General features: G+C 38.6%; 15 protein-coding genes. 4 read left to right on the forward strand and 11 right to left on the reverse strand.

Annotation, left to right across the window (positions count from 1 at the left end; translation table 11 throughout):
* Positions 1-52: 52 nt before the first annotated feature.
* The 5 genes from JFC08_RS05870 to JFC08_RS05890 form a co-directional block, all read right to left on the reverse strand.
* The gene (locus JFC08_RS05870; RefSeq protein WP_198330063.1) at positions 53-313 is read right to left on the reverse strand and encodes a hypothetical protein; all 261 of its coding nucleotides are present in this window, start codon (positions 311-313) and stop codon (positions 53-55) included.
* Between the two features lie 89 nt (positions 314-402).
* Positions 403-1,401, reverse strand: coding sequence for a hypothetical protein (locus JFC08_RS05875; RefSeq protein WP_198330064.1), 999 nt, complete (start codon positions 1,399-1,401; stop codon positions 403-405).
* On the reverse strand, positions 1,385-3,298 hold the full coding sequence (locus JFC08_RS05880) for a dynamin family protein (protein ID WP_198330065.1): 1,914 nt from the start codon (positions 3,296-3,298) through the stop codon (positions 1,385-1,387). Before JFC08_RS05880 ends, JFC08_RS05875 begins: the two co-directional genes overlap by 17 nt.
* Positions 3,276-5,375 carry a hypothetical protein gene (locus JFC08_RS05885; protein WP_198330066.1) on the reverse strand — a complete coding sequence of 700 codons (2,100 nt, stop codon included), beginning with the start codon at positions 5,373-5,375 and terminating at the stop codon, positions 3,276-3,278. Before JFC08_RS05885 ends, JFC08_RS05880 begins: the two co-directional genes overlap by 23 nt.
* A gap of 101 nt (positions 5,376-5,476) precedes the next feature.
* On the reverse strand, positions 5,477-6,379 hold the full coding sequence (locus JFC08_RS05890) for a helix-turn-helix transcriptional regulator (RefSeq protein WP_198330067.1): 903 nt from the start codon (positions 6,377-6,379) through the stop codon (positions 5,477-5,479).
* A gap of 1,586 nt (positions 6,380-7,965) precedes the next feature.
* On the opposite strand from JFC08_RS05890, the gene JFC08_RS05895 reads away from it, so the two are divergent.
* Both JFC08_RS05895 and JFC08_RS05900 read left to right on the forward strand, forming a co-directional pair.
* Positions 7,966-8,769, forward strand: coding sequence for a DUF5020 family protein (locus tag JFC08_RS05895; RefSeq protein ID WP_244656515.1), 804 nt, complete (start codon positions 7,966-7,968; stop codon positions 8,767-8,769).
* A gap of 449 nt (positions 8,770-9,218) precedes the next feature.
* Complete coding sequence (locus JFC08_RS05900; protein ID WP_244656516.1) at positions 9,219-10,091, forward strand: D-cysteine desulfhydrase family protein; 873 nt, start codon at positions 9,219-9,221, stop codon at positions 10,089-10,091.
* Between the two features lie 46 nt (positions 10,092-10,137).
* On the opposite strand, the gene modB is transcribed toward JFC08_RS05900, so the two are convergent.
* From modB to surE, 4 genes are all read right to left on the reverse strand, one after another.
* Positions 10,138-10,839, reverse strand: a complete 702-nt coding sequence (gene modB, locus JFC08_RS05905; RefSeq protein ID WP_198330068.1) for a molybdate ABC transporter permease subunit — start codon at positions 10,837-10,839, stop codon at positions 10,138-10,140.
* A 369-nt stretch (positions 10,840-11,208) separates the two neighbouring features.
* Positions 11,209-12,513 (reverse strand): lytic murein transglycosylase, encoded by a 1,305-nt coding sequence (locus JFC08_RS05910; protein WP_055124471.1) that lies wholly within the window; start codon positions 12,511-12,513, stop codon positions 11,209-11,211.
* Between the two features lie 139 nt (positions 12,514-12,652).
* Positions 12,653-13,447, reverse strand: a complete 795-nt coding sequence (locus tag JFC08_RS05915; protein WP_055124472.1) for a M23 family metallopeptidase — start codon at positions 13,445-13,447, stop codon at positions 12,653-12,655.
* A 256-nt stretch (positions 13,448-13,703) separates the two neighbouring features.
* Positions 13,704-14,516, reverse strand: a complete 813-nt coding sequence (gene surE / locus JFC08_RS05920) for a 5'/3'-nucleotidase SurE (protein ID WP_198330069.1) — start codon at positions 14,514-14,516, stop codon at positions 13,704-13,706.
* A 633-nt stretch (positions 14,517-15,149) separates the two neighbouring features.
* Between surE and JFC08_RS05925 the strand changes: the two genes are divergently transcribed.
* Positions 15,150-15,587: an MCR_0457 family protein gene (locus JFC08_RS05925; RefSeq protein ID WP_045444876.1), complete on the forward strand. Its 438-nt coding sequence runs from the start codon at positions 15,150-15,152 to the stop codon at positions 15,585-15,587.
* A gap of 576 nt (positions 15,588-16,163) precedes the next feature.
* A complete protein-coding gene (locus tag JFC08_RS05930) occupies positions 16,164-17,330 on the forward strand; it encodes a D-alanyl-D-alanine carboxypeptidase family protein (RefSeq protein WP_198330070.1) in 1,167 nt (388 codons plus the stop codon).
* A gap of 318 nt (positions 17,331-17,648) precedes the next feature.
* Here JFC08_RS05930 and JFC08_RS05935 read toward each other — a convergent pair whose 3' ends face one another.
* Together JFC08_RS05935 and der are read right to left on the reverse strand one after the other, a co-directional pair.
* A complete protein-coding gene (locus tag JFC08_RS05935) occupies positions 17,649-19,586 on the reverse strand; it encodes a sensor histidine kinase (RefSeq protein WP_198330071.1) in 1,938 nt (645 codons plus the stop codon).
* 220 nt (positions 19,587-19,806) lie between these two features.
* On the reverse strand, positions 19,807-21,249 hold the full coding sequence (gene der, locus JFC08_RS05940; protein ID WP_055124475.1) for a ribosome biogenesis GTPase Der: 1,443 nt from the start codon (positions 21,247-21,249) through the stop codon (positions 19,807-19,809).
* Positions 21,250-21,501 lie beyond the last annotated feature (252 nt).

Consider the following 21,501-nt stretch of genomic DNA (forward strand, 5'->3'; position numbering starts at 1 on the left):
GCTGCGTAATCAAAATCTCCCAAGTTTAGTTATACGGATTTGACAGCAGGGGTCATACAACTTCATGGTATGACGGCCCTTCGAAGCCTCGAAACATATTCATGAATGAATTCCCTCCCATATCCCTTATTTCTTTTGCAATTAAATCTGCATATTTTGAATGATTAGGGGAATTCTCTTTATAGACTGCATCTACTACTAGATCACAAGAAAATTTCTTACTGAGATATTCAACTAATGGATCGAGATCTTCGTTAGATGCTTTATCCAAAACAGTATTAAGGTTACTGTCATAAATATCAGTATTTTTCATAATTAGGTTCCAAGTCTACATAGACCTTCATAAAGTATGCTCAGAGCAGTTAAGCAGCGATTAAAATATATTTAGTTAAAAGTTACGTTTTAAGAACTATACATTAAAAAGATAACGACTATAACTGCTATTAAACAAAGGCAGTTTAAAGTAATTAAAATTTTATTTGATAAGGATATTTTATCCAGTTTATTCTGTGTAATGTCATAATTACTATTTGACTTAACAAGTGCTTCATCCGTGGTAGACTTTAGGTTAAAGGTTAGTTGTTCATATTTAGCTTCAATAGTCTTGTTAATTGAAGTGGTTTTTTCATCTATTATTTGACTGTTTTTATCTATTTGATGTAGTAAAGAGTCGTATTTACTATAAACCAATTTATTGATAATAGAAATTTCTTCTGACAACTTACTAAAATTATGACTATTTTTTTCAGAAAATAATTTTTCTAAATTAGAGGAGTGTTCTAGTAATATTTCTTTCTCTCTCTGGAAAACCTCTATAAATTTCTGATATGTATCATCAGTAAACTGACGGTTATCCTCTATATTACTCAATAAAGTATTAAGATTATTGTTTAGTAACTGGCTAACATCAGAAATCGCCTGCATTGTTTCTTCAGCTAAATTCTTATGGCTCAGATCTGAAGACTGTAGTAAGCTAGTTAATAGTTCATCACTCTTAATTAATTCTTGATTATATTTTTTTAGGGTTTCAGCAATATTATTAGTATTTTCATTATTACTGGCTTTTAATGATGACTTTAAGTCTGATAAATTATTTTTTGTATCAACACTATACTCGTCGATAGATTTTAACAAGTCCTGAGACTTATTATCAATTTTTTTTATCCTTTTTGCTACATCTTCTAACTCAATATCATTTTTGATAAAATCTTCAAGTCTACATATTTCCCCACTTAATTTACTACTATTTTTTGAGATCTCTTGTTTAGTATAGTTTATTTGAAGTTCGATGTCGTAAAGCATTTCCTCTTTTTGGTTAGAGTTTTTTTCTTCTATCATCTTGCCAAATATATCTTCTACTAATATATCAAAAGACTCTTCGTAATCAATTTTTTCCTTCATTTTTTCCCTCTACAACTTTAAAGTCAATATTTAATTGTCTAATTAACATTATCCAATATAGTTTTCTCATATTATCTGATTCTTCTTTAGCGAGATTTGAAAAATCAGATATGGCTAGTTTAAATTCATTCTGGACAAACCCAGAGAAGTTATTACTATTTTCTATTTCTAAATCACGGTCAGAGTTAAACCTGATTAAGCTTTCTTCTAAGTTCGACTTTTCTTTGTATAAAAGGTATCTTTTTTTGACTAAATCTCTTTCTCTATTTCTTAGCTTTAAAATAATATTTTCAGATTTTTTTATTTTTTTCTTACTTTCTAATTCTATATATCCTAGATACTTCAAATAAGAATTTTTTAGCGAATAGTTTATAACTACTAACTGTTTATCTATAATAGATTTTATTTTATTTAAATCACTATTATAATTTTCTTGAAAGAAATAGATTTCAAAGGCATAGTTGTTTAGATGAGCTTGCATATCATCTATATCACTTAAGTGAGGAAAATCACTCAAATTAATACTACCTATACTTTCTTGTTTTATTAATTCCCACTCATCCTGGATATTTGAAATATTCTTTCGTAAATAGTCATCTAGCATATTAGTATTTTTTTGTTTAGGCTCTTTTATGATTTTCTCTAAATTTTCGAGTCTTACATGCGAAAGTTTGTTTTTACAGTCATTATAGAAATTACTGATATATACTATGTGGTTATTTAAATCTTCTTTCTCGCCATTAATAGATATTTGATGCTTATTGATATTAATATTACTATCTTTTATTTCATTATCGATATCTTTGATCTCTTTTTCTATCCTAGACAGATCAATATTAGTTTCTTGGTTTTTTTCTGATTTAAAATTCTTAGAAATCTTACCGATTTGATATCCGTGACAAAGCCTGATAATAGGATTGCTAGCAGAGTAGATAACATCGTTTAGCTCATCAAAGAAATCCTTTCTAATACTTTTTAGAGGTTGGAGCTTTTCACTAGGGTCTGTTGCAAGCTTATACCAACTATCTCCCACCTCTAATGCGTAGAGTTGGCTTTTTACATCCCACTTCCAGTCATTATCTAAAGTATATATTTGCTCTTGAATATGAGTGCGAATATCGTCTTTATTTATAGAACCTTCTTGCTCATGAAGTTGGTTACAGAGCCTTAGACTTGAGTCGTCTGAATAAAACTTAGTAAAGACAATCTTAAATCTTTGTGGGTTAACCCTCCATTTTTGCAACTCATCTAATTCTAAGTTTTCAGGCTGTACTACCAAACCTATGTTATCGATAGTAGTGACTAATAGCACCAAATCAGCTTTTTCAATCTTATCTTTAATCGCCTTAGTAACAAATTCGCGCTCATTATTGTTTTCTGCTTTAACTCCTGGTAAATCACGAATGACAATATCTTTATATCGATCACTTTTTTTACTCAAATATTCTTCAGGAATACTGATGTCAATTTCTTCGATATTATATTGACCTCCCATAACTTCCATATCGGAACGAATTTTTGCTAGAACCTTTTTAGCTTGGTTGTTATTTAAATTTATCTTATCGTTGCTACTTTCGCTAACATCATGTATATGCCAGTAGTTGTCATTAGACGCGCGATAGCGAACTACTGTTGCTGTAGCAGATCTTCCATAGTCTCTATCTGCTCTAAGAACATTCTGAACCGTACTATAGTGTTCTGGAAGTACGCCTATTAGCTCAAGGATTAAAGATGTTTTGCCTACTTGTGAAGCGCCATAAACAGCAACAAATATTTGATCTTTGATTTCACGTGTTGAATATAGGTCGTTGTCAAACTTTAGCATAAACTTTGAATGAGCAGATTTAGCCCACTCAAATCTATGTTGATAAACTTCAGGCCATGTTAAGTTGTTCATTGTTCAATACTCTCCGTACGTCTTTACGAGCATTTTTTAAATATTTGAGTGCAACCATCAGATGATGTTGAGTATCAGTTGAACCTATACCATACATTTGCTCTAAATTTGAACGTAAATACTGTGATATTTTTTGCATATGCTCATCATACTCACTAATTACCATCGCATCGTTTTTGCGTCCTAAATCTTGTGCATATGCCTCAATAAATGTTTTGTTTGATTTATCTGTTAGATTAACGGAGTTAGACATTTGATATGCAGTGAATGCTACAGCACCAACTGCAACCGCTAAACCTGCTACTCTAGTAGCTAGTAACGCAGCTGTTTGTAATCCATCATTGCTGTTCGATGGATTATCTGAAAAATCAATCTGCCCATCAAGTTTACCATCCATCATGTCCAAGCCTGTTAGTGACCCAACTATGCCCATAACTGTCTTGACACCTTCAGCCGTTGTATCAGTATCTCTAACGACATTTGCCATCAATCCTTGTAGATCTGTTGTGTCAAGGTTGCTATTTTCGATCTTGTTTTTTAAAGCAATGGTATCTCCATCTGAATGTAAATAAGCAATTTGGACAATGCGAGAATACTCCATTGCTACAGCAGGCAGTACCTCAATGGCTTTTTCAATTATTTCGTTATGGTTTTTCTTGCTGCTACCACTTTCAGATAACTCTTCTTTTCTTAATAATATTCTAAGTCCTGCATTAACTGACTCATGATAGTCTGCTGGAGAGTCTTCGTAATTGTCCATTTTTGTATCTGAATAACCTAATAAGTTGTTAGGTGTATGATTACTTAGCTTTAAGTTTAACTGATTTTGAGCAGTTTCATTAATAGCCGCTAAGTTCGAAGTCATAACGGCTGTAGGAGTAAAATTACCTTTAACTCTTTCTTTACGTTTATCATCAATTTTTGAGCCATTAAGTGTGAAGCGCTGAAAGCCTATTTTAGTATTATTTATAAGACCTAATTCTTCATTATCATATTGTTTTTGGGCCTGCTCGATTGCTTCTTTTACCAATTTAGTAGTTTTTTTACTAAGCTCCTTTGATAAGTCTTGCTTGTATTTATTAGCAGAGTTATCAAACTTCTTTATAAGCTTATCTACTAAGCTGTTTTGATTACTATCTCTAACCTCAGCATTTAGGGCTAATCCTTCAAGATCGTTTATGACTTCTGATAAATCATTATCAATGACCTCTAGCAAAGTATGAATTTTATTATTTTCTACAGCAGAGTTTTTATCTAATAGAGGTATTACAGCTTTTTCGAAATTATCTTTCCAGTTATTCAGATCTGTTCCTGTAAAAATGACTTTATCCTCTGAAACTTTAAAGACTTCTTTTGCTCGTTTAGTGAGCTGGCTTATCTTTTCTTCATTATCACGATAGTTTTCTGAACGAGAAATAGCAATAACGGGCTGACGCGATTTTAAGCTTTCTGCTAAGTCATCAGTAATATCAGTTTGCACATGTGCCAGTCTTTCTTCACTAGTTACAAGGATAACGCCTAGAGCATGAGTCATGACATAGCGCATAAGCTGCTGCCAAGCGTAGTTTTTATGTGTTTCCACCTCATACCCTGGTAGTAACACCCAACCAAATGGAATGTCGAATACTACAGGTACAAATAATTTGACGTAAACGACACGTTCATCATCTTTACCATCGCATTCCCATTGAGTAATAATCTTTTTAAACTCTTCTTTGGCACACTCAATCTCAGACTCTTCTTTTGTCTTTGTGTTAAAAACAGTCTTACTAGCCGTTATTTCTGTAATGCCTTGCTTTTCATAAACAAATACAGGAACTTGCTCCCCCCGACCACTATTAGAAGTAAGCCAATCATCAGCATTGTAGATGGTGCTTAGCAAAGTGGTTTTTCCTGCTCCTTGTGTACCTCCAATGGCTACGAAGTATTCGTTAGCTAATAGACGACTCAAGCGAATTTTTCGATAAGTTTCAACAATTTTTTTCAAAGTTTCTTTACTGCAACTATCAAGATCACAAGCAATGTTCATTACCTGTCTTAAGTTGCTTTCTAATAATTTTAAATATTCAGCATTCATTTTTTACTCTCCATCTTATAGTTCAAAAAATTGTTCTTACTCATTGAATGAATATACGTTTAAGCCTAAGAACAATAAAAATTTCAATTATATGTATTTAATTATGTATGTAAGTAATTCCTTAATACTCTTGTCATCTGCTCCTGAACTTCACTCGGACTAATGATACGGATATGTGGTATCCAATATTGGACGATAGGGACAACTTCTCTTGGGTGTATATCTTTGCATATCAGAAGTAAGTCTCCATTATCAAGCTTTCGTACCAGCTCCTGATTGGGTAGTAGGTCACGACGCTCAAAATATCCAGCAACTTTCGCATCGATTTGTAAGACAATTTCGCTGATTTGATTACTAAAAAACAAGCTGTCCGTACCAATGATTTTCTCTTTGATATCTTCAGAGTATACAAAGGTCTTATTATTGACTTGCAGGTTAGATATTTGGGTAAAGCAAAATGTCCGCGTTTGTCCATGGCAACAGCCAACTACATACCAAATACCGTTTTTATTGAGTAGGTGATAAGGTTCTAAATGATGGTGTTTGCTGCTACTGTTACTAACATTTCCACCGATTTTACAGTAATCGAATTCAATATATTGGCAGTCGGTAATGGCTTGATTGATGGCTTTAAATTCATTAGTACGCGCGCTAATGTCTTCATAAGCAAAACCTTTAACGAATATGCTTTGATTGAGTTGTTCTTGAAAGAATTGGCGGTCAATTTTTGGTAGGAGATCTTGGACGCTGGCAAAGTTAGCGAAGCGTTTAATATCAGTAATATCTAAATATCCAACTTTTTTTGCATTGAGACAATAAAACTGTGGACCTGCTTCACTAAAATCTAAGACAGTTAGACGATCTTGAAAGTCCCTTTTTAGGGTACGAATAGATACCTTATAGGTATCTGCTAGCTCAAAAATATCTAACCGTTCACCGTTGTTGAGTCTAACGATAATATCAGATAAGCGGTATGCAAGACGTTCATGCTTTTTTAATCCCATTACTTTTACTCGGTTCAAACTGTATAAAAAATTATAATAATATTACATGAACCATACAGAAATGTAATTATGCACTTTTATCTAGATTTCTCAACCAATATTTAATGCTCTTATGTCAATGTTTATCTAAGTTATTGATGTTTATGTTATTAACATGGCAAAGCTAATTCAAAGAAGTAACACAATATTAAAGTTGCCAATCATGATAATCCCTTTCATAAAAAACAATAGGAGCATGAATACGCGGTACCAGTACAAACCTAGAGCTCACATTAATTTGTTTAGCAATAGTACGTTGTCCACAATGTCGCAAAAACTGGTATAAACCTGTTGTGTCCTCAATAATTACATTGCTATTCAGATTAATGCGTTGGCCGGAATTAAATTCAAACCAAATAGGAATGTTTTGAGGCAGTTGCCGTGTTATAGAGAGATCGCTTAATAGTCTCTTGCCTCTACACTTTTCCCTAAGAACTTTTCTAGGTAGATCATTGCTAACACTCATAAATACAGGTCAAGTATTAGTGTAGCGTAGAGGTATGACAGGTTGTGTCAAGAATACGAAATTGGAAAATAATTTTGGAGGGTGTTTGGGAGTATCGATTCGTAAAGGAATGAATGAATAAAAATGCAGCTATATCCAGTCTAATGGATTATGCTGCGGCTTCTTAGATTATAGTAACAACATAGATATGAGTGGGGGCGAATAGACAAAACGACCAGTGTAATTAGAATAACTAAGCCCATTTATTGGGCATTTATATATTATGAATGCCCAATAATTACACTATAGTAGTGACCAAAATATATATTTTATCCTTATTGAGATATATTAAAGTACGCTAAACGTCCTACTAAAAAATCATCTATAGCTCTTTTGGTATAAAGCTTTGTAGGTTAATGTTACTTAATACCATTTAATGAAAAATGGTGTGTCTAGCCTGTCACGCCGGGGGTCGCGGGTTCGAGTCCCGTCCGCTGCGCCATATTTAGTAAAAAGCTAAAACGAATTTAAACTCAGGTTTAAGCAAGTTTCGCCTCAAGTATTAGTTTACTTGAGGTTTTTTTGTATCTATTAATTCTGCCTTACCTCTATTCACTTGCCTCTCATATCATTTGTCGTAAACCACCCTACCAGCTCTTTTCACTACTCTGAATCGTAATAATTGTTGCTAGCGGTTTAGCCTACCAGCTACTTCAACACATCTTCTTGTTTACAAAAATAATAAAGCTGACTATTTAGTCAGTTAATTTAATAAAATCATAAACTTAGCTAATATCAAATACTTAGAAGGCTTGATAGACCATTATTTTGAGCCAGCTTATGGTTGTCACTCATTATAAAACATGCTTAACTGTTTCAAAGTGTTAAGAATTATTGCGAATAATATAGCCAACAGAGCATTTGTATACTTTTGACAATACTTATATTGATAGCATTTATCTTCATTACTTTAGATTGCTACCGAAACCTGACCGCGCTTTATCCTTAGCAGTATTGACCCGTTTTGACAGGAAGTTAAAACGCGCTTCTGTCATATACCCAGCCTGCTAGGATGACCCACTCTATATAAAGGAATATTACTGTGCGTTATCACTTATTTGCAAACCTGCCACTGGCTAGCCAATTATGTAGAACCAATATTCAGAAAAAACTGTTTTTTAGTAGCTCATTAACCACCGCTTTAGCCGCGATCGTTGCCTTGGGTACGATGAGCAGCAGCCATGCAAAGGTGCTTTTCACCGATACCAGTCTTTCGGTACTGTATGGTAATGAATATGAGCTGGTAAAAGACGGAGAATTGACGACCATCACTCTGGAGCACGCATCTACCCATAGCTGGGGCGGCGTATTTTTCTTCGTCGATCGTCATCAAGGCGCAAATGATATTGAAAACAATAGATTTAAAGAAACCTATGGTGAGTTTGCGCCCAAGCTTAAGCTCACAACTTTCGATGATAGCTTTATCAAACAGCTCAATCTAGCGGGGCAATATGAGTTTGGCTCGAACAGCAAAGGCTTTAGCCAAGACAACTATATGATAGGACTAGGGGCAGATTTGAATGTTCCTATTTCAGGTATGAAGTATGCCTCTGCTTCCCTATATCATGTCTTCAATGATAATACTGATGATGACCAGCAAATCACCTTAACTTACGGTTGGGAGAAAAACAATTTTGTGGTCGATGGTTATGTAGACTACTCTTTTAACAACGATGACTTAAAAAACCAACTACATATCAATCCGCAAATAAAATACAACTTACAACCACTATTAGGCATTGATAATCGCTTAGAAGTCGGTATGGAATATAGCTATTGGAAGAATAAGTATGGCAGTGATACAACTCAAAATGTGCCTAGCGCTCTAGTGAAGCTTCATTTTTAACCGTCTAATTGGTTTGACGAATAGTTCTAAAACAGCTCTCAACTCTTTCTCAATAAAATAAATAGTTTGTTAATAAAACAAATAGTCCTCATGCAAAATTGACAGCTTGCATGAGGATTTTCATTTTATATTTGATAAATTAACCCTTAGAATTCCACTGATTTTCAAGCTGGATACGCATTCATACGTTTTATAAGGCTGTTACGACGTATAATTACTGGCTATTTATAGCCGCTAAACAATCATTTTTAATTGACTTTATCAATGGCTATGTTTCAAAATTATTCAGTATTTTTTTATTATAAAAGGGACAAAATATGGAATATAACCACATACCCAGACAATCATTGGGCTTCTTCCCCACTCCCTTGATAGCGCTCAGCAGATTGAGTAAAGTGCTTGATGGCCCTACTATTTTTATGAAATGAGATGACAACACGGGACTGGCATTGGGTGGCAATAAAACCCGTAAGCTTGAATTTATCATAGGTGATGCCCTTGCTCAAGGTGCTGATTGCGTGATTACGGCAGGTGCCGCACAATCAAACCATTGTCGCCAAACTGCTGCCGCGGCGACAAGCTTGGGACTTGAATGCCATTTAGTATTGGGTGGAGAAGAACCCGAACAAATAAGTGGCAATCTTTTATTAGACAAAATTTTTGGATCGCATATTCACTGGGCAGGCGCCAATCGCAAAGGAGAAGACATTCCTAAAATCGTTGAGCAATTAACAAAACAAGGCAAAAAACCATATGTCATACCCTATGGCGGCTCCAATGAGCTGGGTGCTTTAGCGTTTGTAGAAGCTTTTAAAGAGTTAGAATCGCAACGTGAAAGCATGGACCTATCATTTACTCATATCGTTTTTGCTTCTAGCTCTGGGGCAACACAAGCCGGTTTGATGCTTGGCAAAAAAATACTCAACTCGCCCGCCCAAATCGTAGGTATCAATATCGATAAAGGTGAAACAGACAAAGTGCCTTTTGATCAGTATAGCGTCGCGCTTGCCAATAGCACCGCTGCCCTTATCGGTGCCGATTATCAGTTTTCAGAAACCGATTTAATACTCAACTCTGATTATGTGGGCGAAGGCTATGGCGTGGTTGGTACATTAGAAAATGAAGCTATTGCGATGACAGCTCAAACAGAAGGCATACTTTTAGATCCTGTCTATACGGGTCGTGCGATGGGCGGACTCATAGATATGATTCGGTCTGGCAAAATCAAGAAAACCGATCGTGTCTTATTTTGGCATACGGGCGGTGCACCAGCTTTATTTGCCTACTCAAGTGACTTAGATATGATGAAAAGAAATGGATAAATAAATTTTGACGCATTAACTCAAGCTATAGGTATTAACTGCCATCTTATGAGCGTTGATTCAGCCGGCTCACACTAGCAATCAGCGCCACCATAACCACTCCCATAATGATGAGAATCCCAGACATCATGTGCGCTGCCTCGTAATTTAGCGCCTCTACTTGCTCGTATATCGCAATCGAGACCACTTTAGTCTCATCGGATATACTACCCCCTATCATCAAAACCACGCCAAACTCACCAATAGTATGGGCAAAACTTATTAAGCTGCCGAGCACAATACCGACACGCGCTTGTGGCAGAGCGACTCTGAGAAACCGTTTGAAACGGCTTGGCTCCAATAAATGTGCCACTTCCATCACGCTTTGTGGAATACGTAAAAATTGGGCGTAGACAGGCTGAATATAAAAAGGCAATGAGTAAATAATCGAACCAATGACAAGACCTTCAAAGGTAAATATCAAGGGGCTGATATGATGTTCGCTAAGCCATTTACCAATACCGACACTAGGGCTTAACAGTAATAAAAGATAAAAGCCAATGACGGTAGGCGGCAAAACCAATGGCATGGCAATGATGCCCATAAGCAAGACTTTAAGACGTGCCACAACTTGCCTACGGCTAGGCTTAGCGAGCCAATAAGCCACAGGCGTTGCAAACAGTAATAAACAAATGGTAGTGACACCAGCAAGCTTAATACTTACCCAAAACGGACTAAGCATATCGGACATAAGAGACTGGTCTATCATAATGTCACTGCTCGTTGCCATTCGTTATGAGGATAAAGGATTTATTGTATCTAATATTAAAAGATTGAACAGACAAATATAATGTCAGCTCTTATAGATAGCGCGTTGATAAACAAACAGTGTAGCCTTTATCAGTCACAGTATCAGTCTTCTTGTGTCCATATTATTTATTAAAACCTGATAAGATTAAAGTCTGTTGAAAAACAATCATAGCGTAAAATAAAAAAGCACCTTATTAGGGTACTTTTTTATTTTATTCACTAAGCTCATCGTATTTGATATTACCATCAAAAATGATGGTTAAAAAATTTCTTTTAACACGCTAATATTAGAATTAATACGAGTCAAAAAAAGTTCTATCAACCTGCTTCACCACGAAGCTAACGATGACGCACTACGCTGAGTAATAAAGCCGTCTGGAGTCTGACCATTGTCTGCTTGCCAGCGCTGGAACGCCAATCGAGTATTGGTACCAACGATACCGTCAGCGCCTTTGGTGTCATAGCCTGAGTTGGTCAAACGCTGCTGTAAATTTCGTACTTGAGCTGTGGATAATGGACGTTCATAACGCGGCCATGATTTCTGTAACCCGCCTTGTCCTGCAAGCGCTTTACCCAATAAGCTGACACCTAGCGCATAGCTCGATGAGTTATTATAAACCTTGATCACATCAAAGTTTGGACTGAGTAGCAGTACAGGACCATCCTTGCCAGCTGGTAGCCACAGCTCCATTTCAGTATTGGCATCCAAATAAACATCAGCTATCGTATCAACACCCATCGCTGCCCATCTCGCGGCAGGCTGCTTACTACCAACCATGGAATAATCGAATGAGGCAGGAATGGTCGCTTCGTAAAATGGCGCTAGACCTCTAACCCAACCTGAGTTGCTCAAATAATTAGCGGTGGACGCCAGTGCATCGCCCGTTGCCCACGGATTACGGTGACCATTACCATCACCATCCACTCCGTGCTTCAGCCAAGTATCAGGGATAAACTGCGTCTGTCCCATGCCGCCTGCCCAAGAACCATCGAGCTGCGACCAAGACACATCACCGCGCTGCAATAGCGTCGCTAATGACAACAACTGAGTTTCGGCAAACTCTTGGCGACGACCATCATAAGCCAGACTCGCAAGCGAGCTTGGTATGCTGCTATTACCCGTCACCACGCCGTATGACGACTCCATGCCCCAAATGGCAGCGATTATTTCTGCATTGACACCGTACTGCGATTCTAATTGCGATAAAAATGCCCGTTGCTCGGCGAACTTACGCTTACCAGTACTCACACGCCCATCAGATACGGCAGAATCGACATATTCCCATGGCATCTTAGAAAACTCTGGCTGTCCTGAGTCGAGCGAGATGACTTGCTGATTTAAATAAGCGGTATCAAGTAAACGGCGCACCGTCGCTGCATCATGGCCTGATGAAATCGCCCGCATAGAAAAATCCGACTTCCAATCAGAAAAACTGTTATAGCTTGGCTTTGCCACTGGCTGCGGCTTGATGACAGGCTTCGGTGCTGGCTTCACTTGAATGGTTTGAGTTTGGGTAATCTGAACGTTGCCTTGACGCACAGGCTTGCTAGGTTTTTGCATTGCCTGTTGGCTGGTACACCCAACCATCACTAACGCAGGAAACAGAGCAAGATATTGTTTTTTTAACATCATAAAATTCTCAAGTATGAATAAGTAAAGCGACTCAAATAAACCGATTTAGTTAAGGTGGCTTTATTCAAACACTCTGAAATTCAAGCGCTCTGAATAAAGCCACTAAACTTGCCAAATCAGTCAAAACTTGGCATCACGTTTAACGCCCTAGTACCGCACGTGGATCAATAGGATTGCCATTTAAGCGCACTTGGAACTCTAAGCCGACCTGATTGGTTTGGCCACTGTTACCCATGTTTGCAATGCGCTGACCGCGCTGTACAGCATCGCCTTCTTTGACCAGTAGCTGACTATTATGCGCATAAGCGGTGATGTAATTATCACTATGACGAATCATAATAAGATTGCCATACTCTGGCAAACCATCGCCCGAGTACAGTACCGTGCCAGATTGGCTAGCAAGTACTGGATCACCTATATTACCAGCAAACCACATACCCATCGTGCCCGCTGCCGCATCAAAGTTACGGGTCACTTGATTGCGACTTGGATATTCATAGCCTGACGTTGCGTTAGCCGTCACTTCGTATACAGGGTTTTGTGAGCTATTATTAGGCACGCTCGTTACAGGTGGTCTGTACGTTGGCTGTGTCGTTGTAGGCGCGTTATAACGATTGTTATCGGCTGGCGTACCTTGCCACAGCTTAAGCCATTGACCACTATAAATCGTATACTTGCTGTCCAAACCATTGAGCGAACCGATTTGACGGTAACTGAGACGATAGCGCTCAGCAATCTGGCTGACCGTATCGCCACGCTGTACGCGATGGTAGTTAGGAACGCCTTGTGCATTGGTAATAATCTTCGGTCCCGCTTGGTTGGCTGATTGGTAAGTAGGCTTGGTTGCACAGCCCACCATCGTTAACGTTGCTGCTGTTAAAGTACCTATCAATGCCACTGTTGCAAAGCGCGATCCAGCAATAAGCTTCTTCATACAAGATTTCCTATTCTTTATGTTACTCACAAACTCCTTGTGTTACTCACAAGCATTTTGCTAACTTTTATACCGTTTAGTATTTAGTATTTGGCAAATACCATTATCAATCATTCGATAGTAAACCATTTTTTAAGGCGTGTCCTCATTTTGAAAATGGTGATAAAAATGAGATAAATGGCAGCCAAATAACAAAAATAGCGCAGATAATATCAGGATATTGACCAGCTGTTTGACGCATTTTGGCAGCGTAAATTTATAGCATTAACGCCGACAGCGTTTTAAGCGTGTCTGCTGGCGTATGATGCAGGCGCACTGGCGATAGACTAATATAACCCGCCGCTACCGCTTGATCATCCGTCAGATCTGTTGTGGAGGACTGCAAACCTTCAGTTTCTAATGGCAACTCATGTGGGCATTTACGTAGCGACAACCAATAAGCATCACGCCCACGTGGATCGACCACATGATGTACAGGACGCGCAATCTGACGGTGCCCTAACGCCGTTATTTTCCGACCTTTGATCTCATCAGCACTATCCACATCAGGAATATTAACGTTTAATACATGATAGGGCAAATTTTTGCAAGCATCTAATATCGGTGTTTCTATCAATAATTTAACAATTTCAGCTGCCGCCATTTGATAATGACTGGTCTGCTCTTGCCCTTCTCCATTGACGCCGCCGCCCACTAGGGAGGTCGCAATGGCAGGTATTCCAAAGAGCTGTGCGGTTAATGCAGCACCAAAGGTACCCGAAAATAAAACGTCTTGACCAAGATTGGCGCCAGAATTGATACCAGTAATCACACAATCAAAACGCGTATCAGGATATAACTCATGTAATGCCAAATGTACACAGTCCGCGGGCGAACCATTTACCGCTATAAAACCAGAATCCAATTGATGAATATATAATGGCATCGATAGGCTCAAAGCACTCGCGCAGCCACTTTGCTCACTATTTGGCGCAACCACTACCACCTCTGCAATAGCAGACAGGGCTTGATATAATGCCAATAAACCTGGTGCATAAACCCCATCATCATTACTAATTAAAAATTTCATTCTCACTCAATATACTCATTAATGACCGCCTGTCCACTTATGAACTTTAGCCGCATAAAATTGCTATAATCAGACCCGAAAATGGTGGTTAGATTGTGTGATTATACTGTTGATGCTGACATCTACATTGACTTTTTCTGCATAAATAGTATTTATACACAGCATTTAGCGAGCGTCAAATGGTAGCTGAACTTACTATCAAAGTTAAAAAGCCATACCGCGATCAAATAAAATAATACTGTGTTTATATCGCAGCATGGATATGAAAAAATTGATAATTGATATAGCAAAACGCGGATGCCACCATAATTTTGGGCGATTATACCCTAATAATACGCTGACACGAACCCAGTCTTTGCGCAGAATCTATCCAATTTATAATTTTATCACGATGATATCTGCATCAATAACAGCAAAAAACTTGGCTTGACGTTACAATAGGCAACACCTTACAACAATACAAACTTATATTTTTATGCTGACGTAACTTATGCGTCTATGCTGCTGATATGTTGCTCAAAAAGAGCTTTGGCTCACAAGATATCTACACATAAATCAATATTTTATGTGACTTTTGTTTTTTTACCCATTAACATATCACCATTAATTAAAGATAAGCGAGTGTAATACTGCATGAAAAATCAATCGATATTATCTATAGCTTCTGTGATAGCAAAGACGGCGTCCAAAATTAGTCTTGCAGGACTGGTAACGTCTGTTGCCATGTTGTCTCAAGCATCCTTTGCGGCGAATAATTCTGCTACAACCATACCTCTAGATATGTCTGGCATCAATGTTACTAAACATGAAATTGCGGTCATGCAAGTGCTATCAGAGATATGTCCACCGATGCTCAATGGCAAACAAAAACAGCGCTTTTATAAATCTTATAACGTGCAGCTTCACGAGTTGATGCCGTCTTTAGAAGATCCAAAAGCTGCGATTCAATATCTATCCACTCAGCAAGATTATCGCCAGATATTACAAGGCATTCGTAGCTGGACAATGGGCTTCTCTAAACAAGACAACAAAGCTTTATGCGAAGATTTGGCGAATGCTGAATACCAGTAGTGGAATATCATAATTAAGCTCAACAATTACAACATTATAATTGACTTACTTATCATACATCCTATCGTCTTCCCTACAATAGCTATGCCCCAGCATTGATTCTAAATTGATAAAGTCAGCTATAATTAATGACAATAAATCATGGCATTATCTGTCTTGGAACGCTGATTATGGGCTATTTAGCGACACCTTATAAGCTTGTTCATCAGGCTTATAAGTAACAAAAAAGCTTACGTTAATTCTGTTTATACCAACAGGATGACCGTAAGCTTTTTTATGACAGTCGAATTATTTCTATTCGAGACACTGTGGCGTTCCTAGTCTGAGCAAACGTTTACTTCTTACCACTCTTTCTTTTTAATCGGGTCTTTTTTTACATTTATCGATTCCCCATCGGTTGGCATTTTGCTAAGATAAGGCGTTAATTTTATGTCTGTCGCTCAGCCATCACCACTCTTATTAATACATTGTTTTTAAACAGAATGTTTAAGACAGGCTACTTAAAATGATGCTTAAGATTTAGTGCAAGGTATAAGCGGTAGATACATTTGGTTTCATGATGCGGTGTAACGATATATGACAGTAAAGCGTGTAAAAAATCAGCTGGTGCAGCTGGTAGTCGGTGTGAGTATCTCTATGAGTGCAGTGATGGCAAACGCAGCCATCCAGCCGCCTGAGATGGATAATACCGCCTATGTATTGATGGATTATAATACTGGTGAGATTTTGGCACAAAAGAACGCCAATGAGTCGCTACCGCCAGCGTCTTTGACAAAAATGATGACCAGCTACATTATTGAGCAGCGCTTAGCATCAGGCGACCTCAAAGAAGATGACCAAGTCATAATGAGTCCAAATGCTTGGTGTCGTGGTAGTAACAGCCAGTCTTGCATGTATGTGCCGGTAAATAAATCTGCGAGCGTTATCGACATGCTACGCGGTATTATTATCCAATCAGGTAACGATGCCTCAAAAGCTATGGCTGAGCATATCGCTGGTAGCGAAGCCTCATTTGCTATCTTGATGAATGAGCAAGCAGAAAAACTTGGTATGAAAAATACTCATTTCGTCAACTCTACTGGTATGCCTGACGAAGGGCATGAGGCATCAGCACTAGATTTGGCCAAATTGTCACGTGCTATTATCAAGAATAGCGGCGACTATTATGGTATTTATGCAGAAAAAGAGTTCACCTATAACGGTATTACTCAAGGTAACCGTAATGCTCTGCTTGCAACTGACCCTACCGTTGATGGTTTGAAAACTGGTCACACTGATGCCGCAGGCTATTGCTTAGCGGCTTCAAGCAATCGTGATGGCATGCGCTTGATTTCTGTGATTATGGGAACAGAGAGCCAGCAAGCACGTGCCGATCAATCACGTGAGCTGCTCAACTGGGGCTTTGGCCACTTCACTACTGTCACCAAAGCACCTGCCGGACAATTCGTCAGCAAAGTTCCGGTCTGGTTCGGTGAAGCTGATGAAGTCGAGCTAATCACTGCGGATAATTTGCAAATTCTAACCAGCAAAACGCAAAAAAATAAAATCACGACTGTGGTAGATATTCCTGAGAGCCTAGAAGCACCCATCAAAAAAGGTCAAGAAATTGGCAAAATGATGGCCGTTATTGATGGTAAAGCGGTGGCTTCAGTGCCTATTATAGCGACCAGTGATATCGAGCAGTCAGGCTTTATGAGCCGCACTTGGCAGCGTGTCGTACGTTGGGCACAAAATCTGTTTTAGAGAATATTAGTAGAAGCTATTTCTCAAGAACATTACTGACAAAAAAGACGCCTCAAAACTGGGCGTCTTTTTTATGTCCTCATTCACCGCACAGATTTTATTATTGCTATTAAGTAGTGTCATCATCAAACTATGATAAACACTGATTTACTAGACTCAGCAAGCTTGCCCTCATTCATCATATTTTTCAAATTAAAAGCAAGCACCCTTGTCGAAAATACGATGTTCGAAACTATTTACAGTAAATGAGTAAATGAAAGGCAACGGATTACATTAAACGAGGTTAGTACGGTAAGCGTGACAAATATTTTGACCTTATTACGTCCATACCAACCAGCGCTTAAGCAAGTCGCTTAATGCTTTATCTTTATAAGTGGCGCTATAACAGTAATCGACACCAGCTGTTTTCAAACCATGCTCAAAGCTATCTAACTGCTTCGCTCGATGTGGTGGATACCAATATACCAATAAAGCCCGATGTTCACTTTCAAATTGACGAATACGCTTGGCTAACGACTCAGCTTTACTTGGAAAAATATCTTCCGCAAACATCACCATATTCACCTGTCTTACATTCATCTCCTCTATAACCAGTGTTTCATGCTGACGATAAATGACAGTCGCACCTAAACGCTCTAGCTCCTTCGCTAAAAACCCAACTTCATGATAATAATAGTAAATAATAGTCAGTCCAGCCAACAAATGCTGCTGCCGAGACTGCTGTTTATTGGTCATCGATATGGTCAGCATGAATTGGGTGCCTGACCCTAACGTGCTATCTACTTCTATAGTAGCGCCCATCAGCTGAGCCATTTGCTTGACGACTGGCAAACCAACACCTGAGCCTTCATATTGACGAGTTTGTGATGAATCCACTTGGAAAAACGGATTAAAAATATCATCGATATGAGTGCTATCGATACCAATACCTGTATCTTTAACACTAATTTGCCAGCGATTGCTTTTATCAAAATGGGTCAATTGCGACGTAATAGTCACCTGCCCCACTGGAGTAAACTTAATCGCATTGCTCAGTAATATCGATAATATTTGTTTTATTTTTTCCGCATCCCCTTCCAGACCATAGTCTATATGATGAATACGGCTAATCAACTCTAGCCTTTTTTGCCGAGCAATAGGCTCATATTCTGCCAACAGATCAGCGATTAACTGCAATGGATTGAACGCAATACAATTAATACTCATCTGACCTTTCTGTATTTGATTCAATTGAATAATATGATCAAGCGACGACACCAATTTATCACTACCGTCACTGATAATTTCAACCGCATCTTTTTGTTCTCTATTGAGGGTATCGTAATCTAACAGCTGTAAACCGCCTACGATAGCATTTAGCGAAGTTTTCAGCTCATGGGTGATCATGCTTTGAAAGTTATGCAGCTGCACATCGAGGGATACGTCTTTGTTGTGTAATTGCTGCTCAAAAATAGCAAGCGCCTCATAATCTTGTTGGACTTTCTGTAAACGATCAAACAATACAGCCAAAGTTTGCTTGATTTGCACCAGTTCCTGAAATTCAAAAAGCTGTGGAATCACTGGTAACTGCTCAAGCTCTGGGTTTTTTACAACGATGTGACAGACTTCTTTCAAAGCTTCAATATCTCTGATTGGCCATTTGAGTTTGCGCAGAATGTACAATACCCAAAGTACCGTCAATATCGTGGTGATAAGCCATAGCAATATATTGCTTCGAAACCAATGTGAACGCAGGGTGTTCACATCTAAAGTGAGATTAATATATCCAACTAACGCGCTATTTTTATTGGCCTCACTAGACGCTGACGATTCTTGCTCACCATTTGATAAAGTCGTGGACGATTGCTGACTGCTGTTTAACGTATCTAGCGCGCTATCATCACCGATATCGTCACTGGTAACGGGATAATTGAAGCTGACAGTATCTGCAAATAAGGCATTCTTCCAATCATCTCTGGATTGATTAACTTCATCAATAGGTTTGGGTGTTGAGTAAAATAAAATACTTCTAATGCTGGGTTCACTTTCTAACAAGAATCTCACTTGCTCAGCCACGATATCAGCACCATCGGCTGTCGATGCACTGGTGGTCAACATGGTAGCCAATTGCTGGATATGCTGACGCTTCTCTTTATAGTGGTATAACAAACCATAAACGATAGACATCAAGAAACCTGCCAACACAGCCAAAATAATGGCTTGTACGACAGAACGCCAAATAAGCGTAGAGATGTTTTGAGAGGGACGGTTGTTCATATTACTTAACTGAGTTAAGAAAACTTTTGATTATAGTACAGGTATTTTGTAGGAGTAGTGAGGGAAATATCACATGTTAATAAAACTTAACAACGTATTAATATATCATGATGACCGATATAATCATCATGATATAGCACATTACGGAGAAGCATGAATAATAGAATAAAACAGTTTTTATTTACTACAACAATATAAAGACCATCATCATTTTGCTAAATTAACGCTTTTTATCTTTATTGGTGAATTTCTGCTTATCTTTGGTAGTAAATTTCTGTGCCCGATTACGCTCGCGTTGGCGCAACTGTTGCGTCTTCGCTTTGGTTGGTGTATCGCTCTTGTTGGCATATGGGTTGTCATTTTGTTTAAGAACAACGTTGAGCGGTGTGCCTTCGAGCTTAAATACTTGACGGAATTGGTTCTCCAGATAGCGCTGATAGCTCTTAGGTAGCGCACTGGTTTGGTTACCATGAATGACAATGACAGGCGGATTGTGACCACCGATGTGAGCGAAGCGCAGTTTAATACGGCGACCAGCAACCGTTGGTGGTGGATTGGCTGTCACCGCATCTTGCAGAATCTGAGTCAAACGATTGGTTGATACTTCAAACATCGAAGATTTATAAGCACGCAAGATAGACGGGTATAGATTACCCACACCCGTACCATGTAGTGCTGAGATTAGATGCACTTTTACATAAGGGATAAAGTTAAAGCGGCGATCCATCTCAATCTTGATATAATTTTTCTGATCAGCAGTCAGACCATCCCACTTATTAATCGCAACAACTAAAGCACGACCCGCATCAAGCGCATAGCCAATCATATGCAAGTCTTGATCAACGATACCTTCATGCGCATCAATAACAATAACAGTTACGTTAGAATCCTCGATTGCTTGCAGGGTTTTAATGACCGAGAACTTCTCTACTTTTTCATCAATTCTGCCGCGGCGGCGTACACCAGCAGTATCGATTAAGACGTAGTCCTTACCCTCACGTGTATAAGGAATATAAATACTGTCACGTGTGGTACCGGGCATATCAAAAACCACTACTCGGTCTTCACCCAATAGACGATTGACTAGCGTCGATTTACCAACGTTTGGACGACCTATGATCGCTAGCTTCAAACCTTTTGGCTCTACAACATTCTCTTGCTCAGGCATATCAGCCGTCAATATTTCAAGCAAATTACCGACACCGCGACCATGACTTGCCGCCATCGGATATGGCTCACCCAATCCTAATGCATAAAATTCGGCAGGTGCAGCGTCGTGAGCACCATCGACTTTATTGGCAACCACATAGACTGGTTTGCCAAGGGTGTGTAAAAACTTACCAATCTCAGCATCTGCGCCGATCATACCAGCACGAGCATCCACCACAAATACGATGATGTCCGCTTCATGAATTGCCGTATGCGACTGCTCAGACATATAATCATCAATGTTGCCGCTACCGTCATCCGCCTCACCAATACCACCAGTGTCTACAACGATAAAAGATTTGTCTTCATAGGTCGCATCACCGTACTGACGGTCACGAGTCAGTCCTGACAAATCAGCAACCAATGCCTGCCGACTTTTTGTGAACTGATTAAATAAGGTGGATTTACCGACGTTTGGACGACCAATTAAGGCGACCACAGGCTTGATACTCATGGGTTACTCTCAGTGAAAGGCACAATGGCGGGCAGTACAGTTATTCTTATAACCAGTGATATAACAGTAGTCGTGAATAAGCTGCTCTTGACCGCAAATTAAAATGAATGATAAAACAATAGCAAAAATAATAGTCAGCTATTTTACAATTAGCAAGTGGTACATAGGATGACTAAATGATAAATAAATAATATATATGGATAACACCTACGGCGCATCGGTCGCATAGAGTACGCGAAAGCCTGTATTTAA

The sequence above is a fragment of the Psychrobacter cibarius genome (genome assembly GCF_016107535.1).
GTDB lineage: Bacteria > Pseudomonadota > Gammaproteobacteria > Pseudomonadales > Moraxellaceae > Psychrobacter > Psychrobacter cibarius.

Bases quoted from the DNA above. Each gene is read 5' to 3' on its own strand.
- JFC08_RS05885 (WP_198330066.1), bottom strand. From the start codon at position 5,375: ATGAATGCTGAATATTTAAAATTATTAGAAAGCAACTTAAGACAGGTA.
- JFC08_RS05915 (WP_055124472.1), bottom strand. From the start codon at position 13,447: ATGAAGAAGCTTATTGCTGGATCGCGCTTTGCAACAGTGGCATTGATA.
- JFC08_RS05870 (WP_198330063.1), bottom strand. From the start codon at position 313: ATGAAAAATACTGATATTTATGACAGTAACCTTAATACTGTTTTGGAT.
- JFC08_RS05875 (WP_198330064.1), bottom strand. From the start codon at position 1,401: ATGAAGGAAAAAATTGATTACGAAGAGTCTTTTGATATATTAGTAGAA.
- JFC08_RS05890 (WP_198330067.1), bottom strand. From the start codon at position 6,379: ATGGGATTAAAAAAGCATGAACGTCTTGCATACCGCTTATCTGATATT.
- modB (WP_198330068.1), bottom strand. From the start codon at position 10,839: ATGATAGACCAGTCTCTTATGTCCGATATGCTTAGTCCGTTTTGGGTA.
- JFC08_RS05925 (WP_045444876.1), top strand. From the start codon at position 15,150: ATGAAAAATCAATCGATATTATCTATAGCTTCTGTGATAGCAAAGACG.
- surE (WP_198330069.1), bottom strand. From the start codon at position 14,516: ATGAAATTTTTAATTAGTAATGATGATGGGGTTTATGCACCAGGTTTA.
- der (WP_055124475.1), bottom strand. From the start codon at position 21,249: ATGAGTATCAAGCCTGTGGTCGCCTTAATTGGTCGTCCAAACGTCGGT.
- JFC08_RS05935 (WP_198330071.1), bottom strand. From the start codon at position 19,586: ATGAACAACCGTCCCTCTCAAAACATCTCTACGCTTATTTGGCGTTCT.
- JFC08_RS05880 (WP_198330065.1), bottom strand. From the start codon at position 3,298: ATGAACAACTTAACATGGCCTGAAGTTTATCAACATAGATTTGAGTGG.
- JFC08_RS05930 (WP_198330070.1), top strand. From the start codon at position 16,164: ATGACAGTAAAGCGTGTAAAAAATCAGCTGGTGCAGCTGGTAGTCGGT.
- JFC08_RS05910 (WP_055124471.1), bottom strand. From the start codon at position 12,513: ATGATGTTAAAAAAACAATATCTTGCTCTGTTTCCTGCGTTAGTGATG.